14 protein-coding genes and 1 pseudogene are annotated in these 15,918 nt (G+C 39.2%); 8 read left to right on the forward strand and 7 right to left on the reverse strand.

Translation table 11 applies throughout. The features are described from left to right. Positions 1–2: 2 nt before the first annotated feature. Positions 3–970, reverse strand: a pseudogene (moaA, locus tag NSU02_RS10505) (GTP 3',8-cyclase MoaA). Positions 971–2,069: 1,099 nt separating this feature from the next. On the opposite strand from moaA, the gene NSU02_RS10510 reads away from it, so the two are divergent. From NSU02_RS10510 to NSU02_RS10525, 4 genes are read left to right on the forward strand one after another with little or no spacing between them, the layout of a single operon-like run. Next, entirely contained in the window at positions 2,070–2,303 is a 234-nt protein-coding gene (locus NSU02_RS10510) for a DUF2249 domain-containing protein (protein ID WP_063387667.1), read from the forward strand. A gap of 4 nt (positions 2,304–2,307) precedes the next feature. Beyond that, positions 2,308–2,535 (forward strand): DUF2249 domain-containing protein, encoded by a 228-nt coding sequence (locus NSU02_RS10515; protein WP_063387668.1) that lies wholly within the window; start codon positions 2,308–2,310, stop codon positions 2,533–2,535. After that, complete coding sequence (locus NSU02_RS10520; RefSeq protein ID WP_339192850.1) at positions 2,522–3,769, forward strand: hypothetical protein; 1,248 nt, start codon at positions 2,522–2,524, stop codon at positions 3,767–3,769. The genes NSU02_RS10515 and NSU02_RS10520 overlap by 14 nt, the downstream gene beginning before the upstream one ends. A 45-nt stretch (positions 3,770–3,814) precedes the next feature. Beyond that, positions 3,815–4,117, forward strand: a complete 303-nt coding sequence (locus NSU02_RS10525) for a metal-sulfur cluster assembly factor (RefSeq protein WP_063387670.1) — start codon at positions 3,815–3,817, stop codon at positions 4,115–4,117. 460 nt (positions 4,118–4,577) lie between these two features. Here the strand turns inward: NSU02_RS10525 and NSU02_RS10530 are convergent, their stop codons facing one another. Next, positions 4,578–4,700, reverse strand: coding sequence for a hypothetical protein (locus NSU02_RS10530; RefSeq protein ID WP_268753464.1), 123 nt, complete (start codon positions 4,698–4,700; stop codon positions 4,578–4,580). Between the two features lie 189 nt (positions 4,701–4,889). After that, positions 4,890–6,002 (reverse strand): TIGR04053 family radical SAM/SPASM domain-containing protein, encoded by a 1,113-nt coding sequence (locus NSU02_RS10535; protein ID WP_063387672.1) that lies wholly within the window; start codon positions 6,000–6,002, stop codon positions 4,890–4,892. A 338-nt stretch (positions 6,003–6,340) separates the two neighbouring features. On the opposite strand from NSU02_RS10535, the gene NSU02_RS10540 reads away from it, so the two are divergent. Then, on the forward strand, positions 6,341–7,033 hold the full coding sequence (locus NSU02_RS10540) for a Crp/Fnr family transcriptional regulator (RefSeq protein WP_130156977.1): 693 nt from the start codon (positions 6,341–6,343) through the stop codon (positions 7,031–7,033). 91 nt (positions 7,034–7,124) lie between these two features. Continuing rightward, on the forward strand, positions 7,125–7,337 hold the full coding sequence (locus NSU02_RS10545; protein WP_339192851.1) for a YozQ family protein: 213 nt from the start codon (positions 7,125–7,127) through the stop codon (positions 7,335–7,337). Positions 7,338–7,529: 192 nt separating this feature from the next. Here NSU02_RS10545 and NSU02_RS10550 read toward each other — a convergent pair whose 3' ends face one another. Beyond that, on the reverse strand, positions 7,530–8,273 hold the full coding sequence (locus NSU02_RS10550) for a YwiC-like family protein (protein ID WP_144598043.1): 744 nt from the start codon (positions 8,271–8,273) through the stop codon (positions 7,530–7,532). A 199-nt stretch (positions 8,274–8,472) separates the two neighbouring features. Between NSU02_RS10550 and ric the strand changes: the two genes are divergently transcribed. Then, positions 8,473–9,168: an iron-sulfur cluster repair di-iron protein gene (gene ric / locus NSU02_RS10555; RefSeq protein WP_339192852.1), complete on the forward strand. Its 696-nt coding sequence runs from the start codon at positions 8,473–8,475 to the stop codon at positions 9,166–9,168. A 1,012-nt stretch (positions 9,169–10,180) separates the two neighbouring features. Here the strand turns inward: ric and parC are convergent. The 3 genes from parC to NSU02_RS10570 all read right to left on the reverse strand — a co-directional run bounded on the left by parC (position 10,181) and on the right by NSU02_RS10570 (position 15,160). Further along, positions 10,181–12,610: a DNA topoisomerase IV subunit A gene (gene parC / locus NSU02_RS10560; RefSeq protein ID WP_339192853.1), complete on the reverse strand. Its 2,430-nt coding sequence runs from the start codon at positions 12,608–12,610 to the stop codon at positions 10,181–10,183. A 25-nt stretch (positions 12,611–12,635) separates the two neighbouring features. Continuing rightward, positions 12,636–14,558: a DNA topoisomerase IV subunit B gene (parE, locus tag NSU02_RS10565; RefSeq protein WP_094246508.1), complete on the reverse strand. Its 1,923-nt coding sequence runs from the start codon at positions 14,556–14,558 to the stop codon at positions 12,636–12,638. 194 nt (positions 14,559–14,752) lie between these two features. After that, positions 14,753–15,160, reverse strand: coding sequence for a CoA-binding protein (locus tag NSU02_RS10570; protein WP_339192854.1), 408 nt, complete (start codon positions 15,158–15,160; stop codon positions 14,753–14,755). 155 nt (positions 15,161–15,315) lie between these two features. On the opposite strand from NSU02_RS10570, the gene plsY reads away from it, so the two are divergent. Further along, complete coding sequence (plsY, locus tag NSU02_RS10575) at positions 15,316–15,912, forward strand: glycerol-3-phosphate 1-O-acyltransferase PlsY (RefSeq protein ID WP_311066126.1); 597 nt, start codon at positions 15,316–15,318, stop codon at positions 15,910–15,912. The last annotated feature ends 6 nt before the right edge of the window (positions 15,913–15,918 follow it).

A 15,918-nucleotide genomic window follows, 5' to 3' on the forward strand; every position in this document is an offset into this window, starting at 1 on the left:
CCTCACCCGCCAATATAAGACATTTCCACACGTCTGTTTGCAGAAAGAGCATTGATCCTTCCTCTTTCTTCGGAATAACGATCGTCCCGAGCCTGCCAAACACGGGTGATCTCATCCAATATTTCTTCACCGCTTGCTCCCTTTCGCATTTTAACTAATAAATCAACGCCGTTTGAGGCAAATAGCATGTATACTTTTTACCGTCAGCTGATAGGCGCATTCGCGTCAATCATAACAAAAAGCTCCTGATAAGGAAGAAATAAAACCGCCTTCCACATCCGTACCTCGGTATCGATACCTTTTAGGAACCTCGCCAAAAACGTTGACTGAACTGGTTTAAGAGGTATTTCTTGGTGAATCATATCATGAACTTCTTTGCTCGTCAAAACTTCGTCCATTTTCCAACCGTTTAAGGTTTCGACATCCATATATTCGATGAAGCGGATCGTCATTCCTTTTTCTTCAAAAAAACGAGCCATCGGTAAAATTTCGCTCTCATTTATTCCTTTTACAACCATGTTCACCTTTACGGCCAGACCTTGTGCAACCGCTTCTTCAATTCCTCTAACAATTTCCTCAGACTTTGCATTACCTCCGTTCATTTTAGAAAAAATTTCGTTATTTAAAGCATCTAAACTGACATTGATCCGGTTCATGCCCGCTTTTTTAAACGCTTGGCATATGATATTAAAAATATCCGTTAATGGTCAATGAAACGTCTTGAAGATCTTGAATATTTTTTAACATCGATATTAGTACATCAATGTCCTTTCGTCCCTCCGGTCAGACGAATTTTTCGAATGCCTAAACGTAAAGAGGCTGGCCAAACGATATATTTCTTGAAACGTCATTAGTTATTCCCGTTTTATAAAAGAATACTGTCTTCCTTCCATTTCAGCATACAGTATACACAACGAAAATTACATCGGTCTGTCACCGAAATGCGCAAATTCAATAAAGGGCGGTTAATTGATCTCGCAACATCTTCCTCTCCTTATACATTCATTCTTCATATGTTACAGACAAGATAAACAATAGAATGAGATCTCTGTCACATAAATTCGAATGATCATAAAAGGTTAAATTAATTGTAAAAAAAATTTTCTGAAAAAGAAACCTATTTGGAATACATTTTGCCAATTTATCATTTTTTTATGGCTAACATGATGGGGCTCTATATAATGAATTGAGAAAGCAAAATAGATACACAAAAAATATTTTACGATTTCGGCAAACGGAGGCTTTCATAATAGAATCAGCAGTTTTCATTATGGACAATGTACCAATGCTTGGCGACTTGATGGAAAGAATGGTTATTATATTAGAAAACCGTTCATCCATCAACAGGATCTTCTTAGCTTTTTCCATTTCGGGTCACCTGTCGAGAATCCGTCCAGACTCGAAAAAACTCAAAGTTGATTGAAAAAAAGATACTATCGAAAAACAACTGATAGAAAAATCATTAAAGAAAACCGCCGGCAACAAATCCAAAGCTTCCTGAGAATTAGGGATTTCACAAGTTACACTTTACAATAAGATGAAAAAATACCAGCTACCTAAATAGATGAACAACTTCTCAATCGTTTTCGAGAATGGCATTAACTTGGTTTACGCCCCGCTTTTTTCTTCTAGCACACTTTTCAGGCAACCATCTTTTTGATGTCAATGACATACTTTCAATGTTAGAATGATCTTTTTGCAATAGCGCTTTGCGGGTTAGACGTATTTTTCGCACAATGGCCGCTGACCATATTAGCAAAGAAATAAATTTCCCTACATGCCATCAGCTGTTTCCGCTTTAAAAACACACACTCTCCTTTCTATTTCAAGCAAAACAATATCCTTAGCGAAATGGTACCGATCTTTCATTGAAAACTGAAACATTTTCTAATGATGTTGTAACATCTTCCCTTCCCTCAATTGGAAGGATATATGCCAATACGGCATCACGAATCAATTATTCATAAACTTTTCAAAAGTGATGCCGATGAAGTGAAGCAAATCACAAATTGCGGGAATTGTTTTTACTATGATGAACATTGATAAAAAAGATGGAAAGGAGAATATGGATGGGAAAAACTGTTGAATTAGATGTTCGCGAAGATTTAAAGAAGAAATTAGAGCCGTTTCAAAAAATCATGGCGGCCATTCAGCCTCTTGCACAAGGAGATGTATTTATTTTACACGCTCCGTTTAAACCTGTTCCGCTTTTTCCTATCATGAAGAAAAAAGGGTTTTCTTATCAAGCGGAAAAAATAGAGGATAAACATTGGAAAATTACCTTTGTTAAAACGGAGGAATGAAAAAATGATACTGGATAATCGCGGCTTAGAGCCCCCACAACCGATGATGCGGACTTTAACGGCATTAGCAAAATTAAAAAAAGGAGAAGCGTTGAAAATTATTAATGACCGCCGCCCGATGTTTTTATTTGAACAGCTTGACGATCTCGGTTATACCTATCAAACGCAAAAGCGCAGTGATGGAAGCTATGAAATAACGATTGAAAAGAAGGATGACGATGATGACGGCTAATCATACTTATGAAACGAATATTCGAATCCCTTTTTCGTTTATTATTTTTGGCTTGCTGGCGTTTTTCCTTTCTCAAATTCTTTTATTTCTGTCAACTCGTCAGCTTTCAACCGGAGAAATGCGCCTTCCTGTCGTATTGTCAGCTGTCCATTTATTAGTGATTGGCTTTGCTTTAATGACAGCCATGGGGGCCATGTATCAGCTTGTTCCAGTCGTGTTTTTAACCCCGATATGGAATGAATCATTTGCTTTTATCCAAATGGTCGTCACGTCATTAGGAATACTATCTTTTAGCATCAGCCTGGCCTTTAATATTCAAATGGCTATATTTTCAGGCTTGCTTCTTACTTGCGGGATTGTAATGTTTTTATGGCAGATGTTCATGACATTAAAAAAACAGAAGAAAAGAACGGTCATCACTTTATTTGTTGGTACTGCCCTCATTTGTTTGCTCTTAACGATCGGGCTCGGATTGACGCTTGCCTATCATTTTTGGAGCGGCAGACAATTAATCGATCATGATTTGATTTTCAAAGCACATATATTGCTGGGATTTTCCGGCTGGTTTACACTTCTTATCTTCGGATTTTCTTACAAAATGGTTCCGATGTTTTCATTGGCGCATCATTTTTCAATGAACACGGCCCGATATGTCTACATTTTTTATATAAGCGGTCTTGTGTTAACTTTCATCAGTTTTATAACGGCAAATGACCGGTTGTTATCAGCAGGGCTTCAATTGATGGCTGTCGGATATGGGTTGTTTGCATACCATATGTTTGCCATTTTAAAGAAAAGGATGAAGAAAAAACTGGATAAACCTTTTCTGTTTGCTCTTTTGGCCATTGTTTTTGGAGTCATCCTGCATATAGCGGCGGCCGGTTTTTCTTTTCAAAGTGAAATCCATTCCCGCATCTTTTCCATCATCATCTACTGTTATCTGTTCGGCTGGATTGTATTAAGCATCATTGGCTACTTATATAAAATTGTTCCTTTTCTATGGTGGACACACCGGTATAGCAAAAAAATCGGCAAAGAAGCGGTGCCGACTTTGAAACAAATGATAAATGAAAAATGGATTGTGATGGAATGCTGTTTATTTGTTGCGAGTCTTATCGGCATGATCGCTGCTCTTGCCTCTTCAAGTACTGGTCTATTTTATCTTGCTCAAGGAGGAATGGTGCTGTTTTCTGGATTATTTGCCTGTACGATTGGCTCCGTATTGCTGAAATAAAAAAATGAGGGAACGATTTACTGAAATATAAAGGGTGATGTTACAATGGAAATAAAAGCAAAGATCTTGGAAAAACTGCAAAACGTTTTAGATCCTGAATTGGGAATTAATGTTGTTGATTTAGGACTGATCTATAAGATTGAAGTAAAAGACGGAACTGCATTCATTTTAATGACATTGACTACACCCGGCTGTCCGTTGCACGACTCAATAGCAGGCGGTGTGAAACGCGCGTTGCGTGATATTGAAGGCATTCAAGACGTAAATGTCCAAATCACTTGGAATCCGCCTTGGTCCCCTGATAGAATGAGCGAAAAAGCATTAAGGCAGCTAGGGTTCCTTTCCTAAACGTTTTTCAAAGACTGTTCCTTTCCTGAAAGGGACAGCTTTTTTTATGAAAGAAGTCCCAATTATTTTGGTGTTTTTGGCTCTTCTTCCAGCTCCCAAACAAACGGCATCACATTTAAAATTTTCGTTTAATCGTTTCCCAGCCAAAAAAATCCCCTTCCAGGAAAATCTTTTTACAAATGCTGTCTTCCTGCAGGGGATAATCGCTGTTCCTTGTTTTTCCAGAGGTGTCAACCAAAAAAAATGTAACTGAAATTGCAAATGACGTTCGTCCATTCCAATGAAAAAGCTCAAAATATCGTCATTCCGTAAGAATTGGCAAAACTGACGCCAACTATGGGACAATTAAAAATAATAAAAGCAAAGAATACATTTACCGTCGGCCATACCGGTCAGTAAATTCCGAGTGGAATTCGCATGACAGAACCTTGCAAGACGGGTTGGCAACTTAGATGCTTTTTTATGTTGCTGTCAGGTTATAAATATCTTGGAACGTACTTGCTAACGGAGATAAAATTCGCCATACGGCAAATGCAAATGTCATGGCTAAAGTGGTGACTGGCAGTAATGCTTTTTGTTTCACCAAAATCCCCCTCCTAAACAGATGAATGGTGCCATCATCTGTACCATAAAAATAGGCGGGGAATGTTTGTGAACTTTATCATATAATTATTGATTGCCAAATAATTGTTAAAATTTCACCTCAACAAAAATGTTTTTCCGATTTTTGCCCATTCAATCAAATTGAAAAACCGCTTGCGTTTCCAACGGTTTAAACTTCCCGTTTTTGGCGAAGCGCTTTAGGAATGTATACACAATAAGGCTCACTTTCCAAATAGTCGCCTGTCACAGCATACGCTCTTGAGCGTGAGCCTCCGCAAACAAAACGAAATTCGCAAACACCGCATTTTCCTTTATAAAGATTTGGATTGCGCAATTTTTGAAATATTGGTGAAGTTCTGTAAATATCGGCCAGTGGTGTTTGTCTTACATTTCCCGCTTTGATTGGAAGCAATCCGCTCGGATAAACATCGCCAATATGGGAAATAAACACAAAACCGTTGCCATCATTTACTCCCTTCGGAGCACGGCCGAGTCCGTCCACTTCCCCTGTAGCCCCTTTAAACAAAATATCTTCATAATGGATTTCTTTTCCATCTATTTGCTGTTCACGCATTTTGGCTTGCAAGACGACACGACGGTAATGTTGTCCGGCAGTCGTTTTAATATCAAATGGTACACGTTTGCTCTTTTCATATAACCAACGAAAAACTTGTTCATGTTGGGCGGGAGAAATCATATCCGATTGTTTTCCTCTTCCAGTTGGTACGAGGAAAAAAACGCTCCAAAGAACGCAATCAAGTTTTTCAACAAAATCCGCCATTTCTTCAAGAACATGAACATTGTAGCGTGATACAACCGTATTAATTTGAACAGGAATCTTAAATTCATGCAAATATTTGATTCCTTGCATCGTTAAATCGAAAGAACCTTTTGTGCCGCGAAAATGATCATGAATTTCCGCATTCGGGCCGTCCAAACTAAATGCCCAACGGGAAAGCCCGATATCTTTTGCCCTCTGCATCACTTCTTTTGTTACATTTGGAGTTGCACTCGGCGTGATTGAAACACGCAATCCCTTTTCAATAGCATATTCGGCAAGAGCGAATAAATCCGGCCGCATTAATGGATCACCGCCGGTAAATACTAATAGCGGCTGGTTCATCGCAAAAATATCATCAATTAATTTTTTTCCTTCCTGAAAAGTCAACTCATGGGGATCACGATGATATTGCGCCTCGGCTCGGCAATGCAAACAATTTAATTGACATGCTCTCGTCAACTCCCAAATGACAATAAAAGGGTTTTGGTCATAATCCATCATCACATACAAACTCCTTTCTTTAAAATGAAAAATATCTCTGCTTCTTCTCATCATATAAAAAGGTGAAATTTTCGAAGTGAAAGCCATCACACTTTTCGGTAAAAGGGAAGAAATGATTTTTACGATAAAGTCATTCTTTTGACAAATGTTCAGCTGCTGCGGATCTTCCCCGTGATTGCTTCGGTAATTCGCAAATGGATGAGGTGGTCTGCCCCAAACCTTAAGTATGTTAGACACCTAATTTTTATTGGTAACTATGATTTACATCACACGACTCATTTGTAAAGAAACGCTATAATATGAAACGAAAATCAAAGTTGAAAAAAAGGTGTGATACCATGACAAATAGCTGGGTGTTTGAAAGATTAAGAAGCGTTCCCCTTTTCCGTGAACTGTCTGATGAAGAATTGACTTCCATAGTTGCTATCTCTCAAGTACGTACCTATCAACCAAAATCGTATGTATTCATGCAAGGCGACATGCTGGAAAACGTATATTTCATCCATTCAGGAACGATTAAAATATATAAAACGGACAGAAATGGAAAAGAACAAATTGTTTCCATCTTGCAGAATGGAGAAATGTTTCCCCATACCGGATTTTTTTGCAAAGGATCTTACCCTGCTCATGCAGAAGTTATGGAAGAATCTACATTAATTGTCATTCCCATCAAAGATTTTGAGGAAACGCTTATGCTCTTTCCGGTATTGTCCATCAAATTGTTTCGTGTGATGAGTGAAAAAATCATAGATTTGCAAAATCGGTTAGAAGAGCAAATTCTTCATAATACATATGAACAAATCGTATTGTTGCTGTTGCGGCTTACAAAAACGAATGCACTGCCGCAAGGAAAACTTTATCGTTTGACAACCCATTTAACGAATCGGGAATTGGCAAATATGATCGGAACTTCCCGTGAAACCGTTAGCAGAACGCTTAACCAGATGAAGCGGAAGGGTCTTATTCTTGTTGATGACGACGGATATTATTTGGTTGATGCTGAACAATTGGAGAAAGAAATCTTTATGTAGCGGCCGCCAAAAAGAAAACTGTTTTTTGATGAATGTTTGAAGCGATTAAGAATCATAATAAAGGAAAACGAATTTTCATGGAGGAAACGAAATGTCCACAAAACGTCAAGACAAGAAAATGAAAAATAACCCAACCTTCGGAGCATATGATGAACCTGTAAAGAGCGGCAGCGAATCCGACCTAAAACAAGGTTTGGCCATAACGCAGGAACAAATAAGAGATACATATACGGAGGGCACAATTGATGGAATGATAGAGGATGTTGACGGCAACAACATCCCGTTGAAGACTGAAAAAGAATGATAATGCCTTTTTTTCCTGATATTAAAAATTTAAGTGAAAATGCCTGTACCCCCTGCAATCATCATGATGAATGCGGGGGAATTTCATGGCCAATTTTGTCTTGACAGCGTTTAAAAAAATATATCGGCATTACTTCCCCAAAAAAATCGAATGATCATTGGGCAATCAACCTTCTGCAAAGGGAAAATGCGCTTACGGCAGCATGAACAGATTGATGATCATAAACATTGCAAAACAAAAATATACGGCATTGCCCACTTCAATTAAACCGATTTTTAAAATCGGCATTTTTTTTCCGTAAAAATAAACAGCTCGAATAACACTCGGAATATAAGCTATTATAAAAACGGCATACTCGGTAGCGACCAAGCCGATCATTAAGAAAACATGAAAACCCCATGACAACCATTTATAGTTCGGATTGTTTTTTTCCCGAATCATTGTTTTGACATAAAAAGTGCTGCCCACAAAAAATAAAAAACAAAGCATTATGGTGATGAAAGCTTCTTTTGTTATTTCTCCGCTTACAATAAAAGAACTGGCAAGACCTCCAATGCAAAAAACAGCGATTGCTGCTAGATCATTGAAAAAAGCACGATCTTTTTTCTTTTTCCCATAATAAATATTTATTAAAAAAAACGGTGTCATCGCCATTCCGAAATATATTATTTCCCATCTATAAATTAATGGAAAGAGCAGTATAACGGCAGCAGCGGCAAAATAAAGAGCAAACCACTTTATATAAAATGGCTTGCGCTTATTTTTCATAGCCATCAGTAACGGATATGTTGCTAAATATAAACATAACCAGCCGATAAATAATGGAATATGAATCCAAGAGAACCCTCCTATATAAGCCCCCAATAGAAATGGTATAACAAGCATTGCCCAGGCTCCATGCTGTTTTGGAATCACTAATTTCTTGACGGTTGCCATCATGTATCCACCTTTCATCAACAATTTCTTCTAAATTCCATTATAGTGAAAAAAACTAGCTACGTTGTGATTTGTTGCATACCTCTTTGTTTTGTCACAAAATAGCCACAACACTAAACGGGAAAGTGACACCTGTCACTATTGAAAAGAACGAGTTGCGATATTATCTTTTTAACAATGAAATTGGGAGGGCAAAATAATGAAAACAATATTTACGGAAAATACGACAGTTGGAGAAATTGTCGCAATGCTTCCGAAAGCGAGCGATGTTTTTAAAAAAAATAAAATTGATTTTTGTTGCGGCGGTGATCGCTCTTTAAAAGAAGCAGCCGATAAACGGGGAGTGGCGATTGAGGAATTAATGAGTCAATTGCAGGATCTGTATGCTGCAATTGATGAAAAAACAGAGAAAAATTGGTTGACAGCAACATACTCAGAACTTATTGACCATATCATAAATAAACATCATCGTTATTTGTTGGAAGAACTGCCAAACCTTAGTCCCTATGTGACAAAAGTTATGCGAGTCCACGGCGGAAATCATCCACATCTAATAAAGGTTCATAAATTGTTTAATGAATTAAAAACGGAACTAGAACAACATTTATGGAAAGAAGAGTCTGAAGTATTTCCGCTTATTAGCCAGTTCGAGAAGCAGCCGACAAGCGAAAACGAACAAAAAATGAAAAAAATGATTGCCGATCTTACGAATGAACATGATAAAACAGGGGATATCATAAAAGAAATTAGACGGATCACAAATGACTATACCCTTCCGAACGGGGCTTGCCGAACATATCAACTCGTTTACAATCGTTTAGAAGCTTTGGAATCAGACTTATTTGAACATATTCATTTGGAAAATAACGTATTATTTCCACGCATTCTTCAATAATTTCGGGTGGAAGAGGCGGCGATCCCCCGCCTCTTTCTTCACCATCTACTTTCCATCTTCGTTGAGTCTAAGATCCATTTCAACATCACGGAAACGGACTGTTTAGACCTTGATTCAACCATTAAGACTTAAAACGTTTTATCAAGGACGAAGCTAAAGGCTATTGACAAGCAAAGTTTCATGGCATGCTGTCGTAATTGAGTTTTTCAGGGAATAGAAAGCTAAAAACGAAAAGCGCCTCGGTGTGTGACGTCATTTTCGCTGATGTTGCTGAATAAGCGGCTTTCGATATGGTTTCTTTCTTTTTGGGAGCGCTCTTTTTCTTGTTTTGATATTCTGCTTGTTTGGCACAAAAGAAGAATAACTTAAACATCTTTCTTCTGATATAATAAGTATAATAAGTTATATCCAACTTTTTTCAACTACACCACTACGATCACAAAGGAAGTGAAGGGAAATTGGAGGAATTTGTAGGATTTTGTATAAGGTGCAGCAAACCTATTCATTGTCTAAACGGTTTTTTGAATGGGGCTATTGACGAAAAAAATGGGTCGTTGTTTTGTTTTTCATGCTTAGAAGAGAATGAAAATTCGGATTTTTCTCATCCATCCCATTGAAAGCGCAAATAAATGGCATTTAGATTGCAAAGCCTAGAGTGTACCAACAAGTCTGTTTTCTTTTATTTTCTTCATAAAGCCTTTTTTGACATTGGGGAAATGGCCAAAGCATCTCATTCGCTTTCAAATCATAGTGTGCCAGTTCTCCTTGATCCTCTAACGATCCGCCATCTAGATTCTGTACAAAGATGAGAGAGCTCTGGCAATCGTTTTTAAAAAACAAAATGATATGCAATTTCAAACAACGTTTAGAAATGTGTCCGAATAATATGTCTGATCGAGACCAAGCGGTTTTCTTTCAGAACCCGCTCCTAAACCGCCAATGAAGCAAAATATCACTGTATTAGAGTGAAAAACCCCTATCCTCACTAAATCCGGATAGGGGTGATCATTTTTTATGCTTCCGTTTCCAGCCAGCTATCAGTGACTTCTCCTGCCTCCTCTTTATCTATGTAAAAGGAACCGTTGCTGTATCGATCAGTCACCTTCACATTGGAAAGAGTCACTATTTCCCTGATGCCTTTCTCCGTTTCCAATACCAAATTCTCATTACCGTTGACGAGTAAGATGGCCGCTGTCCGATGCGGGTTTGTTTTCAGCTCTCTGTACAGCATTGATCCTCTTCTGGCTCGTTGTGTTCGTTCGATTTCCCCGATATTGATCATTTTCACAGCGCCTCTGTGCGTGACAATGGCGAGCTTTTGATCGTTAACATGTTTCTGAGCAAACACAAGTCCAGAAACGACTGCATCTCCTTCCTTTAATTGGATGCCTTTGACTCCTGCGGCACGGGAGCCGACAATATTCACTTCTTCTTCGTGAAATAAAAGACCGTATCCAAAACGGGTGGATAACAAAATCAATCCTGTTCCATCAGTTATATGAACCGCAACCACTTCATCGTCGTTTTTTAAATTGATCGCAACAAGCGGCTTGGAGTATCGCTGAGCTTTATATTGGCGAATTTCCGTTTTCTTCACCATGCCTTTTTTCGTAACAAACAAGAAAAATTTCTCGTCGTCAAAACTTTTTAAAGGAATGCCTTGTACAATCCGTTCATCTTGATCAATCGGAATGGTCCTTGAAATATGCTGTCCAATATCCTTCCAGCGAATATCCGGAAGCTCGTGAACAGGACAATATAAATAATTTCCTTTGTTTGTGAATAAGAGAAGAACATCTGTTGTGTTCATTTCATACTGGCATAACAGTCGATCCGAATCCTTCATGCCGAAATCTTTTCCGTTTGATGCTGTATACGACCGCAAGCTCGTACGTTTCACATAGCCGTCTTTTGTCACAGTAACAATTGTATCCTCGCTTGCGATGAGGGATTCCATATTGATAGTAATGGATTCAATTTCCGCCTCAATCTTCGTCCGCCGCTCATCGGCAAATGTTTTTTTCAATTGTTTTAATTCGGATTGAATGACTTTGGAAAGCTTTTTTTCATCCTCCAAAATGCTTGTTAACCCCTTGATTTTTTTCTCAAGCTCTTCTTCTTCCGCTTTCAACGCTGTAATATCAGTGTTTGTCAGACGGTACAGCTGCAACGAGACAATCGCCTCTGCCTGCGGCTCAGTAAATGCAAATTCACTAATTAAATTATCTTTCGCATCCCGTTTATCTTTTGAAGCACGAATAACAGCGATCACTTCATCCAAGATGGATAGAGCTTTGATTAATCCCTTTACGACATGCTCCCTTTCTTGAGCTTTTTGGAGCTCAAAAGTCGATCGGTTAATCACGACTTCCTTTCGGTGTTCGATGTAAGCATCCAACAATTCAGGCAGGCTTAATAATTTCGGATGCCGACGGTGAATTGCAACCATATTAAAGTTATATGGAACTTGCAAATCTGTGTTTTTATATAAGTAATTTAAAACTCCTTCAGCATCGGCATCTTTTTTCAGTTCGATGACGATGCGAAGACCTGTCCGGTCCGTTTCATCGCGCACCTCGGCGATTCCGTCCACTTTTCTTTCGTACTTAAGGTCATCTATTTTTTTTACTAAATTTGCTTTATTGACCTCATACGGAATTTCTGTAATGACAATTTGCTCTTTTCCGCCTCGGATTTTTTCAATTTCCGCTTTGCCGCGAACAACAATTTTTCCTTTTCCTGTTTTATATGCTTTTTTAATCTCGTCGATTCCTTGAATGATTCCTCCAGTCGGGAAATCAGGGCCTTTTAACACTTCCATTAATTCCTCAACTGTGCAATCCGGATGATTCATTCGCATAATCACAGCATCAATGACTTCGCCGAGATTATGCGGAGGAATATCAGTTGCATAGCCGGCCGAAATCCCTGTTGAACCATTGACAAGCAAGTTTGGGAACATCGCGGGGAGAACGACGGGTTCTTTCGTTGTATCATCAAAATTCGGTACAAACTCGACTGTATTTTTCTCAATATCTTTTAAAAGCTCGGAAGCAAGTTTGGACAGCCGTGCTTCCGTATAACGCATGGCGGCAGGAGGATCGCCGTCAAGGCTTCCGTTGTTTCCGTGCATTTCCACTAAAACATTGCGAACCTTCCACTCCTGGCTCATCCGAACCATCGCTTCATATACAGAAGAATCTCCATGCGGATGGAAGTTCCCGATAACATTCCCGACTGTTTTGGCCGCTTTTCGAAATCCTTTATCATGCGTATTTCCGTCCATCAGCATCGCGTATAAAATTCTCCGCTGCACCGGCTTCAGCCCGTCGCGAACATCCGGAAGCGCGCGGTCTTGAATAATGTATTTGCTGTACCGTCCAAAACGGTCGCCCAGCACATCTTCAAGGGGTAAATCGACATAACGTTGTTGAGCTTCCATGCTGCTCCTCCTCTAGCACATTGTTTTAAATTTCGAACATGTTGTCATTTTCGTCAATACCAAAAGACACATTTTTTTCGATCCATTGTCGACGCGGTTCAACCTTGTCACCCATTAAGGTTGTCACTCTTCTTTCCGCTCTTGCTGCATCATCAATCCGGACGCGGATGAGAGTGCGTGTTTCAGGATTCATCGTCGTCTCCCATAGCTGCGGCGCATTCATTTCTCCAAGCCCTTTGTATCGTTGGATTGTGTAGCCTTTGCCGACCTTCTTAATGGCAGCGGACAGCTCCTTCTCATTCCATGCGTATTCGATGACTTCGGATTTGCCGCTGCCTTTGCTTACTTTATATAAAGGCGGAAGCGCAATATAGACTTTCCCTGCCTGAATGAGCGGCTTCATATATCGATAGAAGAAAGTCAATAAAAGCACTTGGATGTGGGCGCCATCCGTATCAGCATCCGTCATAATGATCACTTTGTCGTAGTTGCAATCTTCAATGTTAAAATCAGCACCGACGCCAGCTCCGATTGCATGAATAATTGTATTGATTTCTTCGTTTTTAAAAATATCCTGCAGCTTCGCCTTCTCCGTATTGATCACTTTTCCGCGCAGAGGCAGAACAGCCTGAAATCTTCTATCCCGACCTTGTTTCGCTGATCCTCCCGCAGAATCCCCCTCCACAAGAAACAATTCATTTTTCTTTGGATTCCGTGATTGAGCAGGCGTAAGCTTTCCGCTTAAAGACATTTCAGATTTTTTTCGTTTTTTTCCTGATCTTGCTTCTTCGCGCGCTTTTCTTGCCGCCTCTCTTGCTTCTTGCGCTTTTATCGCCTTTTTAATCAGGAGGGTGCTGATCTCCGCATTCTCTTCTAAAAAATAAGATAATTTTTCCGAAATGACTGTGTCAACAGCAGATCTCGCCTCTGTTGTACCGAGTTTTCCTTTCGTTTGTCCTTCAAACTGCAAAAGTCCTTCAGGGATTCGGACGGAGATAATTGCCGATAGCCCTTCACGAATATCTGTACCTTCCAAGTTTTTGTCTTTCTCTTTTAATAAACCGGTCTTTCGTGCGTATTCATTAAACACTCTTGTCATGGCAGTTTTGGCGCCTGCTTCATGTGTGCCGCCGTCTTTTGTTCTCACATGGTTGACAAACGACAAAATGTTTTCGCTGTAGCCGTCATTAAATTGGAAAGAAAATTCGACTTCAATTCCTTGCTGCTCACCTTCGAAAAAGACAACAGGATGAAGAGTTTCTTTTCCTTCATTTAAATATGCGACAAATGATTCGATCCCATTTTCATAACAATAAGATTCTTGAACATTGTTCCGTTCATCAATCAAATCAATTGTTAATCCTTTTAGGAGGAATGCAGACTCCCGCAATCGTTCACTCAATATGTCAAATTGAAAAGTCGTAGTGCTGAAGATGAGAGGATCTGGTTTAAAATGGACTGTCGTACCGGTTTCTTTTGTTTCTCCTATCTTTTCTAATGTCGTAACGGGTTTCCCGCCCTTTTCGAACCTTTGCTTGTAAATAAATCCGTCCCGTTTAATCGTCACTTCAAGCCACTCAGATAAAGCATTGACGACTGAAGCGCCTACTCCGTGCAAGCCGCCGCTTGTTTTGTAACCGCCTTGCCCGAATTTTCCTCCTGCATGAAGCACGGTTAAAATTACTTCCGGAGTCGGCTTACCAAGCTTATGCATGCCAGTCGGCATTCCTCTTCCTTTATCAGCAACAGAAATGCTTTCATCTTTATGTATTTTGACAATGATATGGTCTCCGAAGCCTGCTAATGCTTCATCTACAGAATTGTCAACAATTTCATATACAAGATGATGCAATCCTCTAGCATCCGTGCTGCCGATATACATCCCCGGCCGTTTCCTTACTGCTTCCAATCCTTCCAATACTTGAATCGCATCGTCATTGTATTCCATTATCTTTGCTTTTCCCACAAACAAATAACTCCTTTCAAAAAACAAGAACAGATGTTTGTAAACTGTATTTTACATGGTTTCCCTGCGTTTGGCAATCTTACACGGCAACGTATATTATTGTATTACTCAAATGTTGTATGTTTCAAACCTTTCTTCAAAAAAAGAACCCATCAAGATGATGGGGGAAACATTTGTTATTTTGTTAACGCATACGCTACTTTTATACACATATCCATGATAACGGGATAACCTTTTTCTTTTAATAATTGATATGCTTCCTCGTTAACGCAGCCTAATTGAGCCCAAAAAACATCGGCATCAATTTCTAAAAATTCTTTCGCAACATCTAATAAATGCTCGGAACGTCTAAAAACGTTTACAATATCCACATGGCCTTCAATTTCTTTTAAGGATGAGACCGCTTTGACACCCAAGGCTTCATCGATCATCGGATTGACAGGAATAATCTCATACCCCGCATTTTGCATCGCTTGTGAAACTTGGTAAGATTCTCTTTCAGGATTGTTTGACAAGCCGACAACAGCGATTCGTTTGCTTTTTTTTAAAATATCACGGATTTCGTCCAGACTTGGATTTTGCATGAAAATTTGTTCACTCCTTCCAATGTTTCTTTTATTATAACTGTAAAAGCGTCGAACACCAAAGTTTTAAAACGGCTTTTATCAACAAAATATAGTCCTGATTGAATCAATTGTGTACAATAATAATAGAATCATGAATATAAAGGAGTTTCATTATGTCTTTTCTATTAATCTTAGTCCTTATCTTAGCTTATTTAATTGGTTCCATCCCCTTTGGACTTATCGTTGGCAAAATTGGATACGGCATTGATATTCGCGAACATGGAAGCGGAAATTTAGGTGCAACCAACACTTTTCGAGTGCTTGGAAAAAAAGCCGGGCTGTTTGTTACGGTTGCAGACATTTTAAAAGGAACTCTCGCAGCAAGCCTCCCCGTATTGCTTAGTGGTGACCTACACCAAGCATGGACGCTCATTGCAGGAATGGTGGCTGCTGTAGGACATATGTATCCAATTTTCGCAGGCTTTCGGGGCGGAAAAGCCGTGGCGACAAGCGGAGGGGTGCTGCTTTTTTATAGCCCATTACTCTTTTTATCCATGCTTGCTGTATTTTTTCTTGTTTTATATGTATCAAAATATGTTTCTTTATCCTCTATGGTTACAGCACTGTATACGTTAGTTTATACTATTTTTACCGGTGATGCGGCTTTAATGATCATTGTCGCGATCCTCGCAACCTTTGTTTTCTATCGGCACAGAGCCAATATTAAAAGGATCTTAAATAAAACAGAGCCAAAAGTGAAATGGCTGTAAAATAGA

The sequence above is a fragment of the Aeribacillus sp. FSL W8-0870 genome, assembly GCF_037963755.1.
GTDB classification, from domain to species: Bacteria; Bacillota; Bacilli; order Bacillales; family Aeribacillaceae; genus Aeribacillus; species Aeribacillus composti.

Bases quoted from the DNA above. Each gene is read 5' to 3' on its own strand.
- NSU02_RS10525 (WP_063387670.1), top strand. From the start codon at position 3,815: ATGGAAATAAAAGCAAAGATCTTGGAAAAACTGCAAAACGTTTTAGAT.
- NSU02_RS10540 (WP_130156977.1), top strand. From the start codon at position 6,341: ATGACAAATAGCTGGGTGTTTGAAAGATTAAGAAGCGTTCCCCTTTTC.
- NSU02_RS10515 (WP_063387668.1), top strand. From the start codon at position 2,308: ATGATACTGGATAATCGCGGCTTAGAGCCCCCACAACCGATGATGCGG.
- NSU02_RS10550 (WP_144598043.1), bottom strand. From the start codon at position 8,273: ATGGCAACCGTCAAGAAATTAGTGATTCCAAAACAGCATGGAGCCTGG.
- parE (WP_094246508.1), bottom strand. From the start codon at position 14,558: ATGGAATACAATGACGATGCGATTCAAGTATTGGAAGGATTGGAAGCA.
- NSU02_RS10520 (WP_339192850.1), top strand. From the start codon at position 2,522: ATGATGACGGCTAATCATACTTATGAAACGAATATTCGAATCCCTTTT.
- plsY (WP_311066126.1), top strand. From the start codon at position 15,316: ATGTCTTTTCTATTAATCTTAGTCCTTATCTTAGCTTATTTAATTGGT.
- NSU02_RS10545 (WP_339192851.1), top strand. From the start codon at position 7,125: ATGTCCACAAAACGTCAAGACAAGAAAATGAAAAATAACCCAACCTTC.
- NSU02_RS10535 (WP_063387672.1), bottom strand. From the start codon at position 6,002: ATGATGGATTATGACCAAAACCCTTTTATTGTCATTTGGGAGTTGACG.
- parC (WP_339192853.1), bottom strand. From the start codon at position 12,610: ATGGAAGCTCAACAACGTTATGTCGATTTACCCCTTGAAGATGTGCTG.
- ric (WP_339192852.1), top strand. From the start codon at position 8,473: ATGAAAACAATATTTACGGAAAATACGACAGTTGGAGAAATTGTCGCA.
- NSU02_RS10570 (WP_339192854.1), bottom strand. From the start codon at position 15,160: ATGCAAAATCCAAGTCTGGACGAAATCCGTGATATTTTAAAAAAAAGC.
- NSU02_RS10510 (WP_063387667.1), top strand. From the start codon at position 2,070: ATGGGAAAAACTGTTGAATTAGATGTTCGCGAAGATTTAAAGAAGAAA.